This window comes from uncultured Roseibium sp. (assembly GCF_947496995.1).
In the GTDB taxonomy this organism is placed as follows: domain Bacteria; phylum Pseudomonadota; class Alphaproteobacteria; order Rhizobiales; family Stappiaceae; genus Roseibium.
On sequence record NZ_CANMFD010000002.1, the window covers coordinates 449,354 to 467,729 of the forward strand.

The 18,376-nt window shown below is 59.2% G+C and carries 17 protein-coding genes; 8 read left to right on the forward strand and 9 right to left on the reverse strand.

Annotated elements, in window-relative coordinates:
- The first annotated feature begins 141 nt into the window (after positions 1–141).
- The 5 genes from Q1B40_RS10710 (at position 142) to sseA (ending at position 4,925) form a co-directional block, all read left to right on the forward strand.
- Positions 142–1,176, forward strand: coding sequence for a cysteine synthase A (locus Q1B40_RS10710; protein WP_299813659.1), 1,035 nt, complete (start codon positions 142–144; stop codon positions 1,174–1,176).
- Positions 1,177–1,197: 21 nt separating this feature from the next.
- Positions 1,198–2,712 carry a cardiolipin synthase gene (gene cls / locus Q1B40_RS10715; protein ID WP_299813662.1) on the forward strand — a complete coding sequence of 505 codons (1,515 nt, stop codon included), beginning with the start codon at positions 1,198–1,200 and terminating at the stop codon, positions 2,710–2,712.
- A gap of 67 nt (positions 2,713–2,779) precedes the next feature.
- Positions 2,780–3,496, forward strand: a complete 717-nt coding sequence (locus tag Q1B40_RS10720; RefSeq protein ID WP_299813665.1) for an alanyl-tRNA editing protein — start codon at positions 2,780–2,782, stop codon at positions 3,494–3,496.
- A 100-nt stretch (positions 3,497–3,596) separates the two neighbouring features.
- Positions 3,597–4,070: a GFA family protein gene (locus tag Q1B40_RS10725; protein WP_299813668.1), complete on the forward strand. Its 474-nt coding sequence runs from the start codon at positions 3,597–3,599 to the stop codon at positions 4,068–4,070.
- Between the two features lie 9 nt (positions 4,071–4,079).
- The gene (gene sseA / locus Q1B40_RS10730; RefSeq protein WP_299813671.1) at positions 4,080–4,925 is read left to right on the forward strand and encodes a 3-mercaptopyruvate sulfurtransferase; all 846 of its coding nucleotides are present in this window, start codon (positions 4,080–4,082) and stop codon (positions 4,923–4,925) included.
- Between the two features lie 10 nt (positions 4,926–4,935).
- On the opposite strand, the gene Q1B40_RS10735 is transcribed toward sseA, so the two are convergent.
- The 5 genes from Q1B40_RS10735 to Q1B40_RS10755 form a co-directional block, all read right to left on the reverse strand.
- Positions 4,936–6,276, reverse strand: coding sequence for a globin-coupled sensor protein (locus tag Q1B40_RS10735; RefSeq protein ID WP_299813674.1), 1,341 nt, complete (start codon positions 6,274–6,276; stop codon positions 4,936–4,938).
- Between the two features lie 383 nt (positions 6,277–6,659).
- Positions 6,660–7,463: an amino acid ABC transporter ATP-binding protein gene (locus Q1B40_RS10740; RefSeq protein WP_299813677.1), complete on the reverse strand. Its 804-nt coding sequence runs from the start codon at positions 7,461–7,463 to the stop codon at positions 6,660–6,662.
- Positions 7,464–7,532: 69 nt separating this feature from the next.
- Positions 7,533–8,684 (reverse strand): amino acid ABC transporter permease, encoded by a 1,152-nt coding sequence (locus tag Q1B40_RS10745; RefSeq protein ID WP_299813680.1) that lies wholly within the window; start codon positions 8,682–8,684, stop codon positions 7,533–7,535.
- 13 nt (positions 8,685–8,697) lie between these two features.
- A complete protein-coding gene (locus tag Q1B40_RS10750; protein ID WP_299814902.1) occupies positions 8,698–9,903 on the reverse strand; it encodes an amino acid ABC transporter permease in 1,206 nt (401 codons plus the stop codon).
- A gap of 233 nt (positions 9,904–10,136) precedes the next feature.
- The gene (locus Q1B40_RS10755) at positions 10,137–11,156 is read right to left on the reverse strand and encodes an amino acid ABC transporter substrate-binding protein (protein ID WP_299813683.1); all 1,020 of its coding nucleotides are present in this window, start codon (positions 11,154–11,156) and stop codon (positions 10,137–10,139) included.
- Between the two features lie 510 nt (positions 11,157–11,666).
- On the opposite strand from Q1B40_RS10755, the gene metC reads away from it, so the two are divergent.
- A complete protein-coding gene (gene metC / locus Q1B40_RS10760) occupies positions 11,667–12,845 on the forward strand; it encodes a cystathionine beta-lyase (RefSeq protein WP_299813686.1) in 1,179 nt (392 codons plus the stop codon).
- Positions 12,846–12,866: 21 nt separating this feature from the next.
- Here metC and Q1B40_RS10765 read toward each other — a convergent pair whose 3' ends face one another.
- From Q1B40_RS10765 to Q1B40_RS10780, 4 genes are all read right to left on the reverse strand, one after another.
- Positions 12,867–13,181, reverse strand: coding sequence for a lipid-A-disaccharide synthase N-terminal domain-containing protein (locus Q1B40_RS10765; protein WP_068412202.1), 315 nt, complete (start codon positions 13,179–13,181; stop codon positions 12,867–12,869).
- Between the two features lie 76 nt (positions 13,182–13,257).
- Positions 13,258–14,019 carry a glycosyltransferase family 2 protein gene (locus tag Q1B40_RS10770; RefSeq protein ID WP_299813695.1) on the reverse strand — a complete coding sequence of 254 codons (762 nt, stop codon included), beginning with the start codon at positions 14,017–14,019 and terminating at the stop codon, positions 13,258–13,260.
- Positions 14,016–14,885, reverse strand: a complete 870-nt coding sequence (locus Q1B40_RS10775) for a phosphatase PAP2 family protein (protein ID WP_299813698.1) — start codon at positions 14,883–14,885, stop codon at positions 14,016–14,018. Before Q1B40_RS10775 ends, Q1B40_RS10770 begins: the two co-directional genes overlap by 4 nt.
- Before the next feature lie 25 nt (positions 14,886–14,910).
- Complete coding sequence (locus Q1B40_RS10780; protein ID WP_299813701.1) at positions 14,911–16,770, reverse strand: glycosyltransferase family 39 protein; 1,860 nt, start codon at positions 16,768–16,770, stop codon at positions 14,911–14,913.
- A 167-nt stretch (positions 16,771–16,937) separates the two neighbouring features.
- Between Q1B40_RS10780 and Q1B40_RS10785 the strand changes: the two genes are divergently transcribed.
- Both Q1B40_RS10785 and Q1B40_RS10790 read left to right on the forward strand, forming a co-directional pair.
- Positions 16,938–17,774 carry a phosphodiesterase gene (locus Q1B40_RS10785; protein ID WP_299813704.1) on the forward strand — a complete coding sequence of 279 codons (837 nt, stop codon included), beginning with the start codon at positions 16,938–16,940 and terminating at the stop codon, positions 17,772–17,774.
- Positions 17,774–18,322 (forward strand): CAP domain-containing protein, encoded by a 549-nt coding sequence (locus Q1B40_RS10790; protein ID WP_299813707.1) that lies wholly within the window; start codon positions 17,774–17,776, stop codon positions 18,320–18,322. Before Q1B40_RS10785 ends, Q1B40_RS10790 begins: the two co-directional genes overlap by 1 nt.
- Positions 18,323–18,376 lie beyond the last annotated feature (54 nt).

Here is an 18,376-nt window from a genome sequence, read left to right on the forward strand (position 1 = left end):
TTTCTCTCTCAATGCTGGCATTCCAGGCTCCAGGCCTTACATTGCGAACTTGATCCACTTGGTCGAGACAATTAGCGTCCGGTCTCATCAGATTCCATCTGGCCGCCACCGGGTCTGGCCAGATCACCCGGGATTTTACAAATGTCTGTGTCAGCTTCCGTTGTCGATGCCATCGGCAACACGCCCCTCATCCGCCTCAAGGCCCTTTCCGAAGAAACAGGATGTGAAATCCTCGGCAAGGCAGAATTCATGAATCCAGGCCAGTCGGTCAAGGACCGCCCTGCCCGTCAGATGATCCTTGAGGCGGAAGCCCGCGGCGATCTCAAGCCGGGCGGCGTGATCGTGGAAGGAACAGCGGGCAATACCGGTATCGGCCTTGCCTTGGTAGCCAGTGCGCGCGGTTACAGAACCGTGATCGTGATTCCGGAAACCCAGACCCAGGAAAAGAAAGACATGTTGCGTCTTTGCGGCGCGGAACTGGTCGAAGTTCCTGCAAAGCCGTTCAAGGACCCGAACAACTACCAGCATGTTGCCCGGCGTCTGGCTGAAGAGCTGGCCAAAACCGAACCCAACGGCGTCATTTTCGCCGATCAGTGGAACAATCTCGACAACCGGAAGGCCCATTACCTGACCACAGGTCCCGAGATTCTGGAGCAGACAGGCGGCAAGGTGGACGGTTTCATCTGCGCCGTCGGTTCCGGCGGAACGCTGGCCGGTGTGTCCAGTTTTCTTCAGGAAAACAGACCCGGCGTCATTATCGGCTGCGCCGACCCGCGGGGCGCGGCGATGCAATCGCTGTTCACCACAGGAGAGGCCGTCGCTTCCGAAGGCGGGTCCATTGCGGAAGGCATCGGCCTTGGCCGCAGCACGCCGATCGTTTGCGACGTGAAGGTCGATCATGCCTATACGATCCCGGACGAGGAGGCCTTGCCGCTGGTCTTCGCCCTCGCCCGGGATGAAGGCCTTCTGCTGGGCGGATCCACCGGCATCAACCTTGCCGGCGCGCGCCGGCTTGCCAGGGAAATCGGTCCGGGCAAGACCATCGTCACCATCTTGTGCGACCACGGTACCCGGTCGCAGTCCAAGCTCTACAATCCGGAGTTTCTGCGATCCAAGAACCTTCCCGTTCCCGAATGGCTGGAACGGCAGGTCTCCATCCAGCCGCCCATGGCCTGACGCACGCCAGGCTGAAGATACATGGATCCTACAGATCAAGATCTCATACAGGATGGCGCGGTTGCCGACGCGGTGATCAGGGAAACGGTGCAGGACGTCGGTTTTCTCGACCTCATGGCGCACAATCTCGGCCTGGTCGCGGCCTTTGTCGCGATCATGTATATCACCGCCGGTGTCTGCGCCGTCCGTGAGGTCATGAACTCGCGGACATCGCAAGGTTCGGTTGCCTGGCTGCTGTCGCTGTTCTTCCTGCCCTATATCACCGTGCCGCTCTATTTCGTCTTCGGGTGGCGTTCATTTTCCGATTACGCCAAGATCCAGGCCACACTGGGCCGTGCGGAACGGGCGCGACGGGCAGATGAACTCGGGCTTACAGATCATGAGGAAACCCGGGACTGGCCGGTGTTGTCACGCGTTGCCGGGGTTCCGTTTCTGGCGGGCAACACCGCCGACCTGCTGATAGATGGCGAGGCAACATTCTCCGCCATCAAACAAGCCATCGCCGAAGCGCAGAATGTCATCTTTTTTCAGTTTTTCGCCATTCATGAAGATGCGCTCGGTCGGGAAATGGCCGATGCACTGATTGCCCGGGCCAAAGACGGCGTGCGCGTCTATTTCCTTTACGACGACGTCGGCAGCCACGGCTTGTCGAGAGCGTATCTCATCCGCCTGAAAGAAGCCGGCATCAAGGTCTGTGGTTTCAATGAAAATCACAAGTTCCTGCGCCTTCTGGGGCCGATGCGGCTCAATTACCGCAATCACCGCAAGCTGGTCGTCACCGATTTGCGCACCGCGTTCGTGGGCGGTCACAACGTTGCCGACCAGTATGTCGGGCGCAACAAGTGGTTCGGCAGGTGGCGCGATACCCATGTGAAGGTGGCCGGACCGGCAGCCGTCGGCTGCGCGCTGTCCTTTACGGAGGACTGGCTCTGGGCCAGCGGCGAGCGGATCGAATTACCTCCGGTCACCGAAGTGCCGATGCCGGGGGACGAATCCGTTCTGGTGATGCCCACGGGACCTGCCGACAAACTGGAAGAATGCGCGATCGCCTTTGTGGAAGCGGCCGCACGGGCCAAGAAACGCTTCTGGATCACGACGCCTTATCTCGTGCCTTCGCTGGATGTGCAGACAGCCCTGTGCGCGGCAGCCATGCGCGGTGTCGATGTGCGCATTCTGCTGCCCGAAAAACGCGACCACTGGACTGTCTGGCTCGCCAGCCATGCCTATGAGGACACCCTGGTGCAGCGCGGCGTGAAAGTTTACCGCTATACGGACGGTTTCCTGCATCAGAAGGTGACCCTTCTGGACGACGACCTCGTCTCGATCGGCACGGTGAATTTCGATAACCGGTCCTTCCAGATCAATTTCGAGCTCACCTTGTGGTTCACCCATGAGCGCATGATCGGCAAGGTGGAGGAAATGCTGGAAACCGATTTCAAGAGCGCGAAGCTCACCTGGCCGGACGCCTTCCAGTCCCGCAGCTATGTCTTCCGCGTCCTGGCCCAGGGTGCGCGGCTTCTCTCGCCAATTCTCTGAGATCTCGTGGTGACCAGCTCCGGTTCGCCCTGTTCCTTTTCCGTCAGACTGTTCGAAGGAGACCCTCATGACGCCCCCCTTGTTTCGCGACGATGCCTATCTTCGATCCTGTGAAGCGGACGTGGTGGGCGTCAACGAGCGCGGCGGTATCGTGCTGGACAGGACCGTCTTTTACGCCACCGGCGGCGGGCAGCCCGGCGACATCGGTTCTCTGGAGCTGGAAGACGGCAGCCGGATCGAGATCGCTACGACGGTTTATGACGAGGACAAGAAATCCATTGTACATGTGCCTTTGGAGGGCCAGTCCCTGCCTTCGCCGGGCACGAAACTGACCGTCCACCTCGACTGGTCCCGGCGCTACCGGTTGATGCGCATGCATACGGCCCTGCACTTGCTGTCAGTGGCCTTGCCCTTTCCGGTCACCGGCGGCCAGATCGGCGATCCGGAGGGGCGGCTCGACTTCGACATGGGTGAAGAGACCATCGACAAGGACAGCCTGCTGGAAAAGATCAATGAACTCGCCGGCGGCGATCATGAAGTCACCACCGAATGGATCACCGATGAGGAACTGGACGCCAACCCCAGTCTCGTCAAGACGATGACCGTCAAGCCGCCGCGCGGTTCGGGACGGGTCCGGCTGGTCCGGATCGGCGGCGAAGTCGACCTGCAGCCCTGTGGCGGCACCCATGTTTCCCGAACGTCGGAAATCGGACCGCTCGCCCTCGGCAAGATCGAAAAGAAGGGCAAGCAGAACAGGCGCGTGCGCATTCGTCTGACGGACTGATATCATAGACAGTTCACCGGCCCCTCTGACCGGCCTTGAAGTGTCGGTCGAAGGTGTCAGTATTCCTCGGAACGATGAATGTAGAAGTGGAAGCCAGAAGATGAAGCTTTCGGGCGGTTGCCAATGCGGGGCAGTGACTTTCGAAGTGGAAAGCCGGACCCCCTACCCTTTCATGCGATGCTATTGTTCAATCTGCAGGAAGGTCGGAGGCAGCGGAGGATATGCCATCAATCTGATGGCCGCCGCCGACAGTCTGAAGATGAAAGGCGAAGCCTCCAAGGCTTTTTACCATGCTGTGAAAGACGGACAGCCCAGTACGGCGGAACGGCATTTCTGCGCCACTTGCGGCAGTCACCTCTGGCTCTGGGATCCGCGTTGGCCGGAGTTGATCCATCCCCACGCCGGCGCAATAGATTCCCCCTTGCCAACGCCGCCGGAGACCGTCCATATCATGCTTGAATTCAAGCCGGACTGGGTTGATGTTCCCGAAGGCCCGGGACATGTTCACTTCCAGCGCTATCCGGATCTGTCCATCGAAGACTGGCACACGTCCAAAGGCCTTTACGAGACTTAAGGAAATCGCATGACCGACCACCCGCTCGTCACCACCCAATGGCTGGCCGATCATCTGTCCTCTCCCGATCTGGTGGTCATCAATGCCTGGATGCCGCCGGTCACACATCCGGATGCACCGCCGGTCTACCCAGAAGCCCATATCCCGGGCGCGGTCTTCTTCGACGTCAACGAGATCTGCGACAAGGGGGCGGAGCTGCCCCATATGCTCCCGGCCCCGCACGTCTTTTCTTCCGCCATGCGCAAACTCGGTATCGGCGACGGGCAGACGCTGGTGGTCTATGACGATTTCGGCCTCTACTCCGCCGCGCGCGTCTGGTGGACCTTCCGCACCATGGGAGTGGAGCGCGTCTATGTGCTGGATGGCGGATTTCCCAAATGGCGGGCGGAAGGACGGCCGTTTGACGACGATACGCCCCGCCCGGTTCAAAGGCATTTTACGGCCCGCCTGAACCACGGCGCTGTGGCCGACCTGGCCCACCTGCGCGACACAATATCGACCGGCCGGAGGCAGATTCTGGATGCGCGATCTGCAGAGCGTTTTGCCGGGGACGCGCCCGAGCCGAGGGCCGGTCTCCGGTCCGGTCACATGCCGACGGCGCGCAATCTGCCCTTCACACGGCTTCTCTCTGAAAACGGAACTTTTCTGCCGCGCGAAGAGCTTGCCGCTGCCTTCCGCGACGCGGGTATAGATCCGGAGAAGCCGGTGACCACCACATGCGGGTCCGGTGTCACCGCTGCCATACTGACGCTTGGTCTGACCATTCTCGGGTCTCGGGACCTGGCCCTCTATGACGGGTCCTGGGCCGAATGGGGTGGCCGGGACGACACGGAGGTCGTCACCGGTCCGGCGTGACCGCGTGACTTCAGCTTCCGGTCTTCAACGCGTTGAAAAAGCCGCGGATTTCCTCTGAAATAACACTGGCGCCGGCAGTCATGCGGTTGGCTGCCGAAAGGAAATTTTCCGCGGCGCGGCCTGTGGATTCGATCGCTTGCCCCACACCGCCAATGTTCTCATCCAGAGTGTCGGCGCCAGCGGCGGCAGTCTGGACACTCTTCGATATTTCCTGCGTCGCCGCACCCTGTTCTTCCACCGCAGCGGCGATTGTTGCCGTCATTTCATCAAGCCGGTTGACCACTTCGGAAATCGAACGAATGGACGTGACCGCATTGCCTGTCGACTGCTGGATCTCATCGACCTGCTGACTGATTTCCTCGGTCGCCCTGGCCGTTTGTTCTGCAAGGGTCTTGACCTCGCTGGCAACGACCGCAAAGCCTTTGCCTGCGTCCCCTGCGCGGGCGGCCTCGATGGTCGCGTTGAGTGCAAGCAGGTTGGTCTGTTCGGCAATGGCCTGAATCAAGCCGACGACATCGCCGATTTTTTGCGCCGCCCCCGCCAGGCTTGAAACCTGCTCACTGGAACGCTCCGTATTGTCGGCAGCCTCGCTCGCGGTCCGGGAGGCGTTCGAGATCTGCTTGGAGATTTCCTGTATGGAAGCCGACAGTTCTTCCGCCGCCGACGCTACGGTCTGAACACTTTCGCTGGATTCCCTTGAAACCGTCTCTGCCACGTGGACCTGTTCCTGTGCGGATTTGGAGACGTCCATCAACTGGCCCGCTTCAGCGGCCATATCGCGTGCATCTTCATCGACTTTCAGGAGAGGCTGCTCAACCTGGCTCTCGAACCGTTCAATCATCCGGTTGAGACGCTCCGTCTGTTCGGCGCGCTCCTGCAGAAGCTTTTCCTCGTACGTCGAGATCGCCAGATCCATATCCAGCATGACGGCCGATGTGACATGACCGAGCATCTGCCCAAGATCCTTGAACGACGTCCTGTATTTGCGAATGAGAAGATTCTGGAGCCGGGTGAGCACATAACTGTAGCCGGCGATATACCAGCGTGGCTCAAGTCCGATCCGGCAATGAACATGACCGATCGTGTTTATGCTTTCCAGATAGGCCTTATCAAAGCCGCTGGTGAACAGCTTTTCCCAATGCGCCTTTTGCGCCGAAACAAGCCGCGATGTCTTTCCACCCACCAGAGATGCCAGTTCGGGTTGCGTCTTGATATGCGCATAGAACCCTTCCAGCAGATCGTCCAGGGCCGGCTGGACAACCGGCCAGAGCTTCCTGAGCGAGGCAATGGCTTGCTGATCAATCTGGATGAACTTCATTCGGGACTGGAAATCGATATCGCTGTCGTGCATGGAGACCTACCGTTTGTGAGTGTCCCTAACTCGCTCTTCAACGTTCAACAATTCTTTAACAACGACGGTCAAACCGTCTATTTCTACGGATGTTTTTTCGCCCTCGCGAGAAAAATTACCGGCGCTTCTGACAATAAGAGCGAAGCATGCTCCGAGACCCCAATTGCCGCGAAGCTTTCCGACATACACCCCGAAATGCTTCCACCCGCACCAGGTTATTTATCGGCGAATTGCGCGTGGCTGCATTGGTTGCAAGCGGTACCCCCGTTCCACAAACAAGGCCCTGGAACAGGTGTCCCAGGGCCTCTTCTTGCCGGCATGGCTGCAAGCGGATACGACGCGACGGGTTCAAACAGTCGGTATCCGTCTGACCAACGTCCTTGTCAGTGATGCAGGATCTGGCTGAGGAACAGCTTCGTCCGCTCGTGCTGCGGATTGGTGAAGAACTCTTCCGGTTCGTTCTGTTCCACGATCTGTCCCGCGTCCATGAAAATGACCCGGTTCGCGACCTTGCGGGCGAAGCCCATTTCGTGGGTCACGCAGATCATGGTCATGCCTTCTTCCGCAAGACCGACCATAACGTCGAGAACTTCCTTGATCATTTCCGGATCGAGCGCCGAAGTCGGCTCATCGAACAGCATGATCTTAGGGCTCATGCAGAGCGAACGGGCGATGGCAACGCGCTGCTGCTGGCCGCCGGAGAGCTGTCCGGGATACTTGGCTGCCTGCTCGGGGATCTTCACGCGCTCCAGATAGTGCATCGCGATTTCCTCCGCTTCCCGCTTCGGCATCTTGCGCACCCAGATCGGCGCCAGCGTGCAGTTTTCCAGGATCGTCAGATGCGGAAACAGGTTGAAGTGCTGAAAGCACATGCCGACTTCGCGACGGATTTCATCGATCTTCTTCAGGTCGTCGGTCAGTTCAATGCCGTCGACCAGAATCTGGCCGGCCTGATGCTCTTCAAGCCGGTTGATACAGCGGATCATCGTGGACTTGCCGGAGCCGGAAGGGCCGCAGACGACGATCCGTTCGCCACGCATGACCTTCAGGTTGATGTCGCGCAGAACGTGAAAATCACCGTACCACTTGTTCATGTTCTTGATTTCGATCGCGACATCGGTTTCCGAAATCGTCATTTTGGTGCGATCGGCTGCGAGTTCCTCGTCGCGTACTGCGTTCACTGTCATGATGTCTACTCCAAGAGTGTTTCGGGTCCGGGGCGCAGCGCTTGTCCCGCGCGCCCCGGATGCGAATTCCTAGCGTTTGTGTCCCGTGTGCAGCTTGTTCTCCATGAAGATGGAATAGCGCGACATGCCGAAGCAGAAGCACCAGAACACCATTGCTGCGAAGAGATAACCGGTATGCCCCTGACTTGGCGTCGACCAGGTCGGATCCGTGAAGGAGGACTGGATCTGGCCAAGCAGGTCGAACATGCCGACGATCAGAACCAGAGTCGTATCCTTGAACAGGCCGATGAAGGTGTTGACGATGCCCGGGATCACCAGTTTCAGCGCTTGTGGCAGGACGATGAGATACATCATCGGCCAGAAGCGAAGTCCCAGAGCCATCGCGCCTTCATACTGCCCCTTCGGGATTGCCTGAAGACCGCCGCGAACCACCTCCGCCATATAGGCGGCGGAGAACAGCGTCACGCCGATCAGCACACGCAGCAGCTTGTCGAAGGTGACACCTTCCGGCAGGAACAGCGGCAGCATGACCGAGGACATGAACAGCACGGTAATCAACGGCACGCCGCGCCAGAACTCGATGAAGACAATCGAAATCGTCCTGATGATCGGCATTTTCGACCGACGTCCGAGTGCCAGCGCGATACCCAGCGGCAAGGACGCGACGATGCCCGTTACGGCGATCACCAGCGTCACGAGAAGCCCGCCCCAAACGGCAGTTTCCACGATCGGAAGGACAACCCAGTCGCCGATGACCAGACCTGTCAGCAGGTAGTAGGCGATGATCGGGAAGACGATCAGAAACAGGATCGCATTCAGCCGCTTGAACGGCGCGCTCGGGATTGCCAGAGGCACCAGAAGCAGCAGGAACAGCGCGTAAACGATGTTGACCCGCCAGACCTCCTCACTGGGGTAGCGCCCGTAGATGAACTGCGGGAAGTATGCTTTCACATACGCCCAACAGGCCCCGCTGTGGCCACCGTCCTGTGGCAGACAGGCATCCCGGTTCTGGCCGGTCCAGACCGCATCGATCAATGCAAACTGGACAAGAGGCGCTATGAGCCAATAGGCCAGCAGGATGCCGATGATCGTCAACACCGTGTTGCTGATGGACGAGAACAGGTTCTGCCGCATCCAGCCGATGATGCCGGTGGTCGAGATGGGCGCCGCCATGTGCGGCGCCTCTTCGGTTCTGATGTGGAACAAATTTGTAGATGACATGATGATGCGCTCCTTACCGTTCCACGAGCGCCATGCGCTGGTTGTACCAGTTCATGAAGGCCGAAGTGATCAGGCTGAGCGATAGATAGACCGCCATCCAGATACCGATGATTTCAATCGCCTGACCGGTCTGGTTCAGAACGGTGCCGCCCATGGACACAAGGTCCGGATATGCGATGGCGACCGCCAGGGAAGAATTCTTCGTGAGGTTCAGATACTGACTGGTCAGCGGCGGAATGATCACGCGCATTGCCTGCGGGATAATCACCAGACGCAGTGTCGGCCCGTTGCGCAGACCAAGCGCATGCGCCGCTTCGGTCTGACCATGACTTACGGCCTGGATACCCGCACGAACGATCTCGGCGATGAACGAAGCGGTGTAGATCGACAACGCTGCCGTCAGAGCCAGAAACTCGGGGATCACGTTGATCCCGACGTTCAGCTCGAACCCCTGACGAAGGATAGGACCAGATTCAACGAAATTCGGATGCTCCAGGGTCATGGGCATGCCGGTGACGAAATAGGTAATGATCGGGATGCCGACGATGAGCCCCATTGCGGACCAGAAAACCGGAAACTGCTGTCCTGTGTTTTCCTGGCGTTTGCGCGCCCAACGCGAGACGAAGTACGATGCGATGATCCCGATGATCAGGGCGTAGCCGACCCACTCGGACCCGGGTTCCCAGATCGGTTTCGGAAGCCGCATCCCACCGATGTTCAGGTGAAATGTATCGAATATCGACCATTTCTCCCGTTTGCCGGGTATGGCCCGCAGCACTGCGAAATACCAGAAGAAGATCTGCAGCAGCAACGGGATATTGCGGACCAGCTCGACATAACAATAGGCCAGCCGGTTGATCACCCAGTTATTGGACAAACGGGCGATACCGATAATGAAACCGAGAAGCGTGGCAAAAAAGATGCCGACCGCGGCAACCAGCAGTGTGTTCAAAAAGCCGACGTAGAGAGCCCGGCCATAGCTCGAAGTTTCTGAATATTCGACCAGCGACTGGTTGGTTCCAAAGCCGGCCGTGTTCTCAAGAAAGCCCCAACCGGAGGCAATATTCTGCCGCTCAAGGTTGGTGATCGTGTTCGAAACGATGAAGTATCCCAAGGCAACCACCGCAACCACCAATACCAGCTGGTAAAAGATGCTGCGGACTTTGGGATCATTCATCAGCGAAGCACGCGCCGGCGCCCCCGCCGAGTCCTGCTCCATTACTGACATAGAACCTCGCCCAAGTTATACGGAAAGAGCCCGGCCTGCGGCCTCTCCTCTTTCACGTCTAAACCTGTCTCTACAGAGCGCATTCGCGCTTTCCCCTGTCGGTCGAGACAGTCTGTCCCCCACGCCATTGCCGGTATATTCCGACTTCCGGTGCGTGGAATTTATTAGGGGTCCCGGCAGCTTTGCGCCGCCGGAACCCCATCAACCCTCGGATTATATGAGGATCAGCGGACCGGCGGGGCGTACATGAAGCCGCCTTTGTTCCACAATGCGTTCACACCGCGCGAGATGCCGAGCGGAGTGTCCGGACCAACGTTGGCGTTGAAGGACTCTTCGTAGTTGCCGACGTTCTTGACGATGTTGTAAGCCCAGTCGTTGGACAGGCCGATGGCTTCACCGAATGCACCCTCGGCGCCCAGCAGGCGCTTGACGGACGGATTGTCGGAAGCCTTCATTTCATCGACATTTGCGGAAGTAACGCCGAGTTCTTCAGCGTTGAGCATCGCGTTCAATGTCCACTTGGCAATGTTGAACCACTCGTCGTCACCCTGACGCACGACCGGACCAAGCGGCTCTTTGGAAATGATTTCCGACAGAACCATGTGATCGCCCGGGTTGGTGAGCTTCAGGCGCTGAGCGTACAGGCCGGACGCATCCGTGGTGTACACGTCGCAACGACCGGCGTCATATGCAGCAACAACTTCGTCGGCTTTTTCGAAAGCAACGATTTCGTACGGCATATTGTTGGAACGGAAGTAATCGGCAACGTTCAGCTCGGTGGTGGTACCGGTGTTGGTGCAGACCGATGCGCCGGAAAGTTCCAGAGCGGACGTGACGCCAAGATCCTTGCGGACCATGAAGCCCTGGCCGTCATAGTAGTTCACACCAGCAAAGTTCAGACCCAACTGGGTGTCGCGTGACATGGTCCAGGTGGTGTTGCGTGACAGCACGTCAACTTCGCCGGACTGCAGAGCGGTGAAACGCTCCTTTGCAGACAGCGGAGTGAATTTCACAGCGGAGGCGTCGCCGAATACTGCGGCGGCCATTGCGCGGCAGAGGTCAACGTCCAGTCCGGTCCAGTTGCCCTGTGCGTCGGGATTCGAGAAACCCGGCAGGCCCTGGCTCACGCCACACTGAATGAAACCTTTAGCCTTGACGTCTTCCAGCGTCGTTGCACCGGCAGCCGTCGTTGCGGCGACTCCCATAGCAGCGCCGAGTACGAGCGGAAGGATTTTTTTCGACATGGATATGCAGCCTTTATTTGTTACCCATACTTTACTCCGTCGGGCCAGACAGGAAGACGTCCTCGCCGTCATTCGTTGAGGACGACTGCGGCCTTTCCGGCCACTTCCTCCAGACGTCTCGCGTCCCACCCAACACGCCCATACGATGGCATTTGGCTGTTCGGGTCAAGTACTTGGTGTCTTATTCTCGTCAAATTTCTTGACCGAACGACCAAATTGCCCGCCGCAGATGCACAAAACACGAACATGTTCACTTTCTCCGCACCGGCTGCCTAAGATGCAATCAGCGTGTGCAAGCTGCCCGGTCCACACACTGATTTCGGATCTGAAAACATGTGTAAAACGGTATCATCGCTGGGGCTGTCCTCGTGCTTCCTGCTTCGTGAACTGTGTTGCCCCACCCGATGATTTGCCGACCGGGTTGAAGATATCTTCCGTTCAGCTAGTGTTGACTAACACCTTGATATTTCGCTCTTAAGCATCGAGGCCACGCCACTCAAGCAGGACATCATGAACAACAACTCTTCTGACGTGCAAAACAAGATCGACACGGTCGTCACCCACACCGGACGCCATCCGCAGGAATTTCACGGTTTCGTCAATCCGCCCGTCGTTCATGCCTCGACCGTTCTCTACCCGGATGTCGAGACAATGGTCACCGGCAAGCAGACCTACTCCTACGGACGGCGTGGAAATCCGACCACAAATTCCCTTGAAGAGGCACTCACGGAAATGGAAGGCGCCGCCGGAGCCAAGCTGGCAAATTCCGGCCTGAACGCGATTGCGCTCGCCATATTGTCCTGCGTGAAGTCAGGCGACCATATTCTGATCGCCGACACGGCCTATGGTCCGACCCGGCATTTCGCCGATACGGTGCTCCCCGGTTACGGCGTCGAGGTGGAATATTACGATCCGGGCCTTGGAGACGGCATCCGGTCGCTGTTTCGACCGGAAACCACGGCCGTCTTCACCGAGGCTCCCGGGTCCCTCACCTTCGAAATGCAGGATGTTCCGGCAATCGCCGCAGCGGCGCATGAGATCGGCGCAACGACCTTGATGGACAACACCTGGGCCAGCCCGCTTTACTGCCAGCCGCTTTCTCTGGGAATAGACCTGTCCATTCAGGCAGGCACGAAATATATCGTCGGCCATTCCGACGTGATGCTCGGAACGATCGCCGCAAGTGAACGGGTCTGGGAGAACCTGGATGCGTTCTGCGGCGCCATGGGCAGCCACGTGGCTCCCGACGACGTTTACCTGGGCCTCCGCGGGTTGCGAACCCTGTCCGTGCGTCTTGAGCGCCACGAGCGCAACACATTCACGGTGCTCGACTGGCTGAAGGATCAGCCCGGTATCGGAAGAATACGCTACCCGGCTCTTGAGAGCGATCCGGGACATCAGATCTGGAAACGGGACTTTACCGGCAGTTCCGGCCTGTGCGCATTCGATTTCGAGAAAGGCACCACCAGGGAGGAGGCTTACAGCTTCCTCAACAGCCTGAACCTGTTCGGGCTCGGGTTTTCCTGGGGTGGTTTCGAAAGCCTTGCAATACCTGTCCGGCTGAAGGGCATGCGCACCGTGACCCAGCCCGACAATGACCTGCAATCCGTTCGTCTACATATCGGTCTGGAAGATCCCGAGGACCTGATCAAGGATCTCGATCAGGCGTTGAAGCAGTCCCTCAAGTAACTGCGCTTTCCGGTGGCACGATCAGATCGTCGGGTCGTGCCGCTTTTCCTTGAAGATAAGCCAGAGGTTCCGGAAATAGATCAACAGGCCAAGTCCCTGACCGGCAATGAACACCGGATCCTGACGCTGTATGGAATAGATCAGCAAGAGCACCCCGCCGGCGATGGAAAAGAACCAGAAGGCCACAGGGACGATGGAGCGGCCGACCCGCTCCGATGCGATCCACTGAATGACGAAACGCATCATGAACATCGCCTGGGCAATGAAACCGAGGATAATCCAGAGATCGAATTGCTCGACGAATACCGCGTGCAGCCAGTCAAAAAGTGCGTTCATGTGAGGTCCAGTCGGTGTTTTCGGTCTTTCGGCGGTTATTCTTGCAGGATCGGTGCTTCAACGGGCCAGGCGATGATCAGGTCAACGGCCTGACCTCGGGAATTTTCTTGCGGCGGCGCCGCAGCCACCAGACACCTGCAAGATCGAGTACTCCGACGAGAGCCCGGTCGAAGATCCCGTATTTGGAGGTGCCGTGCCGCCGCTGACGGTCCTGCACGTCGATATGGGTCACGCCGTAGCCTTCACGGATGACAAGCGCCGGAAGGAACCGGTGCCAGCTGTCAAAATACGGCAACTGCAGAAAAACGTCCCGGCGCAGCGCCTTCAGACCGCAACCGCTGTCACGGGTGTTGTCGCGCAGGATCGCGCCGCGGATCTTGTTGGCGAATTTGGAAGCATAACGTTTTGCCAGACTGGCCTTGCGGCCGAGCCTTTGACCGGCAGCAAGCGCAACCGCCGGGCCTGCTGCCTCGAGCGCATCGAGCAGCTTCGGAATGTAGGCCGGATTGTTTTCCCCGTCGCCGTCTATCGTCGCGACAACATCGCCGCGGGCGTGCTGCACCCCGGTGCGCACCGCACAGCTCTGGCCGCAGGAGTTTTCATGCCGGATCGGACGCAACCAGTCATGGGTTGCCGCGTAATCCTGCAGAACGATGTCCGTTCCGTCGGAAGATCCGTCGTCTATGACAATGACTTCAAAGCGCCGGCCGTCCAGGGCCGTTTCGATCTCGTCGAGAAGGATCGGCAGGTTTTGCGCCTCATCCTTGGCGGGAACGACGACGGTAACAGCGAGCGATCCCCTGTTTGCGGCCAGCCCTTCAAGATAACTTTGGGTCATGAGCGTGTCCGTTCTGCCTGTTCCGCCATTTGCGCCTCCGGTAGAACCCTTTCCGCGCTGCGCCGGCCGCGAATAACCTGCCAGACCGCGCGCAGGCAAGCCTTTGCGGACAGCGGATTCATATTGGGCACGATCTTGCCGGAAGCCGACAAGTGAAAACCGATCCTCCGGCGCGCCATTGCCCGGACCGAAAAGAAGGTGAAGGTCATGCCCAGCAAGGTCCCGGCGATGACATCGCTCGGGTAGTGAGCGCCGACCATGACCCGACTGAAGGCCAGCCAGAAGGCGGCGACCACGATGAGCCAGCGGTACGCGGGAAAGATGAAGGCAAGTGCGGTTGCAAGGGCCGCGACGGTGGTCGAATGGCCGGAGGGAAAGCTTGTATAGCTGCCGTTGAAGGCAAGGAAGTCAAAGTGGACCGGGCCGACTTCTTCGTAGAGTTTCGGCCGGGCGCGCCCCAGCGACCACTTGAAGACGATTGCCAGAAGACCTGTTGCGGCAACCGTATAGAAGATGAAAGCGGCATAGGTGAAGACAGCGCCGATGGCCATGCGCAGCCGAAAAGCGTAGCGTCCCGCGTCGACCGCCAGCAGGGCAAGGCAGACGATCCCCGTCGATCCGAGAATCCAGTCGGACTTGCCGAGATCGGTGAAAACCCGAAAAGCGGAGCGATATTCGCTTGGCAGAGACTGGAGCCAGGGAAAGGTCGGAACGTCAAAGGCGACAACCGCAATGCCGACCGTCAGCAGAAGCACGGCGAGGATGTCCTGCGGCCGTTGGCCGGGAGGCAGCGGATCCCGGTTGTGGCGAGAGCGTTCCTTGCGCCCGGCAAACAGAATTGCCGCGCGCCTTACATTTCCGCGCATGCGCGCATGTACCCGCCAGACAAATTTACCGCTGCTCGTCATTGCCGTCCTGCGTAGCCGTAAGCGAACCGGCGTTCTGATAAAGCGCGATATCGACCTTATCACCGCCGTTGATGTTGAGGCCGTCTACCCTTTTTCGAACCTCCGGCACAAGACCAATCTCTTTGGCAGCCGCCAAAAAGGCCGGTTCCTCCCGGCTTTCTATGGCCGCGACACGGCAATCGCCGGGCGCTGCATCTCCGGATTGGGCAAGAAACTCCGCAGCGCCTTTCGGCGAAATGATGCGGGTGTCCGTTCCTTCCAGAAAGATAAAGCTCGGTTCGTGAAAGCCCGACGTGACCACCTGGCGGGTTTCCTGCCGGGCGCAGCCCGGTATCCCGTCCAGGGCCGCAACAAGACGCGGGCTGACCCATATCGGTGACAGGGCCGGCCCCACGAAGCCCCAGACCCCGACGGCAACGCATATCGCGGCCATAGACACTGCCGGAAGCGCATGGAGCGCCGGACCGCGCAAGAGCCGCGTGGCCGCGGCGACAACGAATACGGCACCAATCGCGACGAGGACGGCCCCGGGTGGCGACGGCCATGTGCCGAGCGCGAAAGGCCCTGCGAAGGCGGCGACGGCGAGACCGACCACCGGAAGCGCCAGCAGAATCGCCGCGATCCAGCGAACCCAGGTCCTGGTATTTGTGCCCGCCCCGTCAACCATTGCAGCGGCGACCGGAAGCGCGAGAGCCGGCAAAAGCGGCATGGTGTAGTGGGGGAGCTTTGTCGACACCAGTTCGAACACAATCCAGCCAGGACCAAACCAGGCAAGAGAGAACAACACCAGCGGACTGGCCCGTTCACGCCAGATCAGCGGCAGGGAGATCAGAAGAAACGCCGGCAACGGCCAGAAGACACCGAACATGGCTCCGAAATGTGTCAGCGGCGGCGCGCCGTGCCCTTCCTGGCCCTGTCCGACCTTTCCGAGCAGATCCTTGCCGATCGCTTCGGTAAAAAAGCTGCCGTCGGTAGCGATCCATATGGCCACGAACCAGGGTGACACCAGAAGCAGCATCCAAATAATGCCGACGAGTGGAGAAGCTGCCTTGAACCACCCGACCTTGCGACGCGCAATCATCAGGCCCGCGACAGTCAGGCCGACAACCATCGGTCCAACCGGTCCCTTGACGAGCACGCTTGCCGCAAGGGCTGTCCAGAATAGAAAACTCAGCCCCCACAGGCGGTGCCCCGGATCTTTCAACCATATGCGCGCCAGTGCGCCCTGCGCTATGATGATTGTCGCCAGCAGGACCGCATCGGTCTTGGCCAGACGGGCCTCGACACCGACAATGATCGCCATGGCAACGAACCCGCCGACAAGCAAGGCTCCCGCAGGGCCCATGAAGGCACGTGCCATCCAGAACGCCGCCAGCACGCTTAGCACGGCGCCGATCACCGACGGCAGACGGTATACCCACAGCGGAGCTTCAGCCCCCTGCCCGGTCAGTTTCGCCGCTGCGGCCTGCAGCCAGTATATGCCCACAGGTTTCTTGTGACGCGCCTCTTCCTGGAACCGGATATCAATGTAGTCGCCGGTCTCCAGCATCTGCTTGGTCGCCTGGGTGAAACGGGGTTCGTCCCGGTCAAGCGGAGGCACGGTCCATTGTCCCGGAACGAACAGGAACAGGGAGAGCAAAAGCAGGAGAAAGGGAGCCGTCACGTCATGGCCGAATATGCGCAGCCAGACCGGCTTGCGCAGCGCCTTCGGCGATCCGGCGCTCCCGGCCTGATGGCCCGCGGCCTGCTGCGTGCCGGCGGAGGCGTCGGACGAACCGGAATCAGTGGTCCCGACCGCATCGTTCTGCGGAACTTTATCGTATTCTTCGCTTTTGTCAGCCATCAATTCCAGTTTCCGATACCTGCCTTGAGCCTGCCCCAGCCGGTCGCCGTTATTAGAGAACATGTCCTACATGAGCTTTGCAAAAAGGGAAACAACCGCTTGCCATGCCAGCCTGCTCGGCTATCGTCCGCAGTCCTGAAACACCTTTTGACATCCGAGATTTTCCGATGACCCTGATTGCCCATATGACGGATTTGCACCTGCGCCCCAGAGGCCTCGCGTGCTACCGGGTTTCCGATACCAACATGTTTGCCGAACGGGCGATGCAGTCGCTCAGGGCTCTCAGTTCCGCGCCCGATGCCCTGGTCATTACCGGCGACCTGACGGACCGCAGCGATCCGCGCGAATATGCGGTTGCGCGTGAACTTCTATCGCGGCTGGACCTGCCGATCTACATGATCCCCGGCAATCACGACGGCAGCGCAGATATGCGCAGAGAAATGCGCGATTTTCCCGGCATTTCCGAGAGCGGCGACGGCAAGGTCTTCTATCGGGCCGATATAGGCGATCTCCAGCTGATAGCACTCGATACCCATCTACCCGGAAGACCTGAAGGCGAACTCGGCAAAGATCAGCTTGCCTGGCTGGATGCGACTTTGCGCGACAATGCAAAACCCGCGCTTGTCGCCCTCCATCACCCGCCGGCGCTCTCGGGCATTGGCCATATGGACAGGATCGGGCTGCTCGATGCACCTGCGCTAGCGGAGGTGATAGCGCCCCATAATCACGTGGAAAGACTGATCTGTGGCCATTTGCACCGGCCGATCATTGCCGGGTTCGCCGGCAAGATCATGACCCTTTCCCCCAGCACCGGACACCAGGTGGTTCTGGATCTGACGGAGAACAGTCCCCCCCAGTTCAACTTTGAGCCCGCCGCTTACTTTCTCCATTATTATTCGCGAAGCTCAGGTGTGATTTCCCACATGTCCTATGTGGAGAATTTCCCGGGGCCGCATGATTTCTTTGCCGACGAGGGCGTTGTCTGGCCGGGGGATGAAGCCTGATGCGGGTGCAGGCCTTTCCGCAAAGGGTCCATGCCGCCCTCCTATTCGGCGCGTTCGCCTTACTGCTTGCCGCCTGCGGCGCGCTGCCGGGTGGCGGAGAGCTGGAAGACAAGACAGTTCTGACAGATCAGACGGTCGACAAGGCGCAGATGCTGTCGATGATCAATGCCTACCGAAAGAAACATGACCTTCCGGCGCTCCAGCACGATCCGCAACTGGACGCTGTATCCCAGAAGATGGCGCGGCATATAGCCGAACGCGACAGTATGGACACTTGGGCGCACAGTGTTTTCGGTCTGTCACAACGGCTCGACAAGGCCGGTTACGCCAATTACGCGGGGGCGGAAAATCTCGGTGCGGGCTATGCGGACCTGCCGGCCGCCTTCCGCGGATGGCAGGGATCGGAGGGTCACAACAAGAATTTGCTCAACCCTTACGTGACTCGTGTCGGTATTGCGCGAACCAACCGCAACACCGGGAAATGGCGTAATTTCTGGGTGATGACCCTTGCCCGCCCCTACTCGGACGGCCGCCCGACCCTGCGTTGATGCATGAAACCGAAAAAAAAGCGGGGTTTCCCCCGCCTGAAGTCATTTCCAGAG

What these genes read in the sequence shown, in the direction of transcription:
- Q1B40_RS10710 (WP_299813659.1), top strand. Translation starts at nt 142, where the DNA reads ATGTCTGTGTCAGCTTCCGTTGTCGATGCCATCGGCAACACGCCCCTC.
- cls (WP_299813662.1), top strand. Translation starts at nt 1,198, where the DNA reads ATGGATCCTACAGATCAAGATCTCATACAGGATGGCGCGGTTGCCGAC.
- Q1B40_RS10720 (WP_299813665.1), top strand. Translation starts at nt 2,780, where the DNA reads ATGACGCCCCCCTTGTTTCGCGACGATGCCTATCTTCGATCCTGTGAA.
- Q1B40_RS10725 (WP_299813668.1), top strand. Translation starts at nt 3,597, where the DNA reads ATGAAGCTTTCGGGCGGTTGCCAATGCGGGGCAGTGACTTTCGAAGTG.
- sseA (WP_299813671.1), top strand. Translation starts at nt 4,080, where the DNA reads ATGACCGACCACCCGCTCGTCACCACCCAATGGCTGGCCGATCATCTG.
- Q1B40_RS10735 (WP_299813674.1), bottom strand. Translation starts at nt 6,276, where the DNA reads ATGCACGACAGCGATATCGATTTCCAGTCCCGAATGAAGTTCATCCAG.
- Q1B40_RS10740 (WP_299813677.1), bottom strand. Translation starts at nt 7,463, where the DNA reads ATGACAGTGAACGCAGTACGCGACGAGGAACTCGCAGCCGATCGCACC.
- Q1B40_RS10745 (WP_299813680.1), bottom strand. Translation starts at nt 8,684, where the DNA reads ATGTCATCTACAAATTTGTTCCACATCAGAACCGAAGAGGCGCCGCAC.
- Q1B40_RS10750 (WP_299814902.1), bottom strand. Translation starts at nt 9,903, where the DNA reads ATGGAGCAGGACTCGGCGGGGGCGCCGGCGCGTGCTTCGCTGATGAAT.
- Q1B40_RS10755 (WP_299813683.1), bottom strand. Translation starts at nt 11,156, where the DNA reads ATGTCGAAAAAAATCCTTCCGCTCGTACTCGGCGCTGCTATGGGAGTC.
- metC (WP_299813686.1), top strand. Translation starts at nt 11,667, where the DNA reads ATGAACAACAACTCTTCTGACGTGCAAAACAAGATCGACACGGTCGTC.
- Q1B40_RS10765 (WP_068412202.1), bottom strand. Translation starts at nt 13,181, where the DNA reads ATGAACGCACTTTTTGACTGGCTGCACGCGGTATTCGTCGAGCAATTC.
- Q1B40_RS10770 (WP_299813695.1), bottom strand. Translation starts at nt 14,019, where the DNA reads ATGACCCAAAGTTATCTTGAAGGGCTGGCCGCAAACAGGGGATCGCTC.
- Q1B40_RS10775 (WP_299813698.1), bottom strand. Translation starts at nt 14,885, where the DNA reads ATGCGCGGAAATGTAAGGCGCGCGGCAATTCTGTTTGCCGGGCGCAAG.
- Q1B40_RS10780 (WP_299813701.1), bottom strand. Translation starts at nt 16,770, where the DNA reads ATGGCTGACAAAAGCGAAGAATACGATAAAGTTCCGCAGAACGATGCG.
- Q1B40_RS10785 (WP_299813704.1), top strand. Translation starts at nt 16,938, where the DNA reads ATGACCCTGATTGCCCATATGACGGATTTGCACCTGCGCCCCAGAGGC.
- Q1B40_RS10790 (WP_299813707.1), top strand. Translation starts at nt 17,774, where the DNA reads ATGCGGGTGCAGGCCTTTCCGCAAAGGGTCCATGCCGCCCTCCTATTC.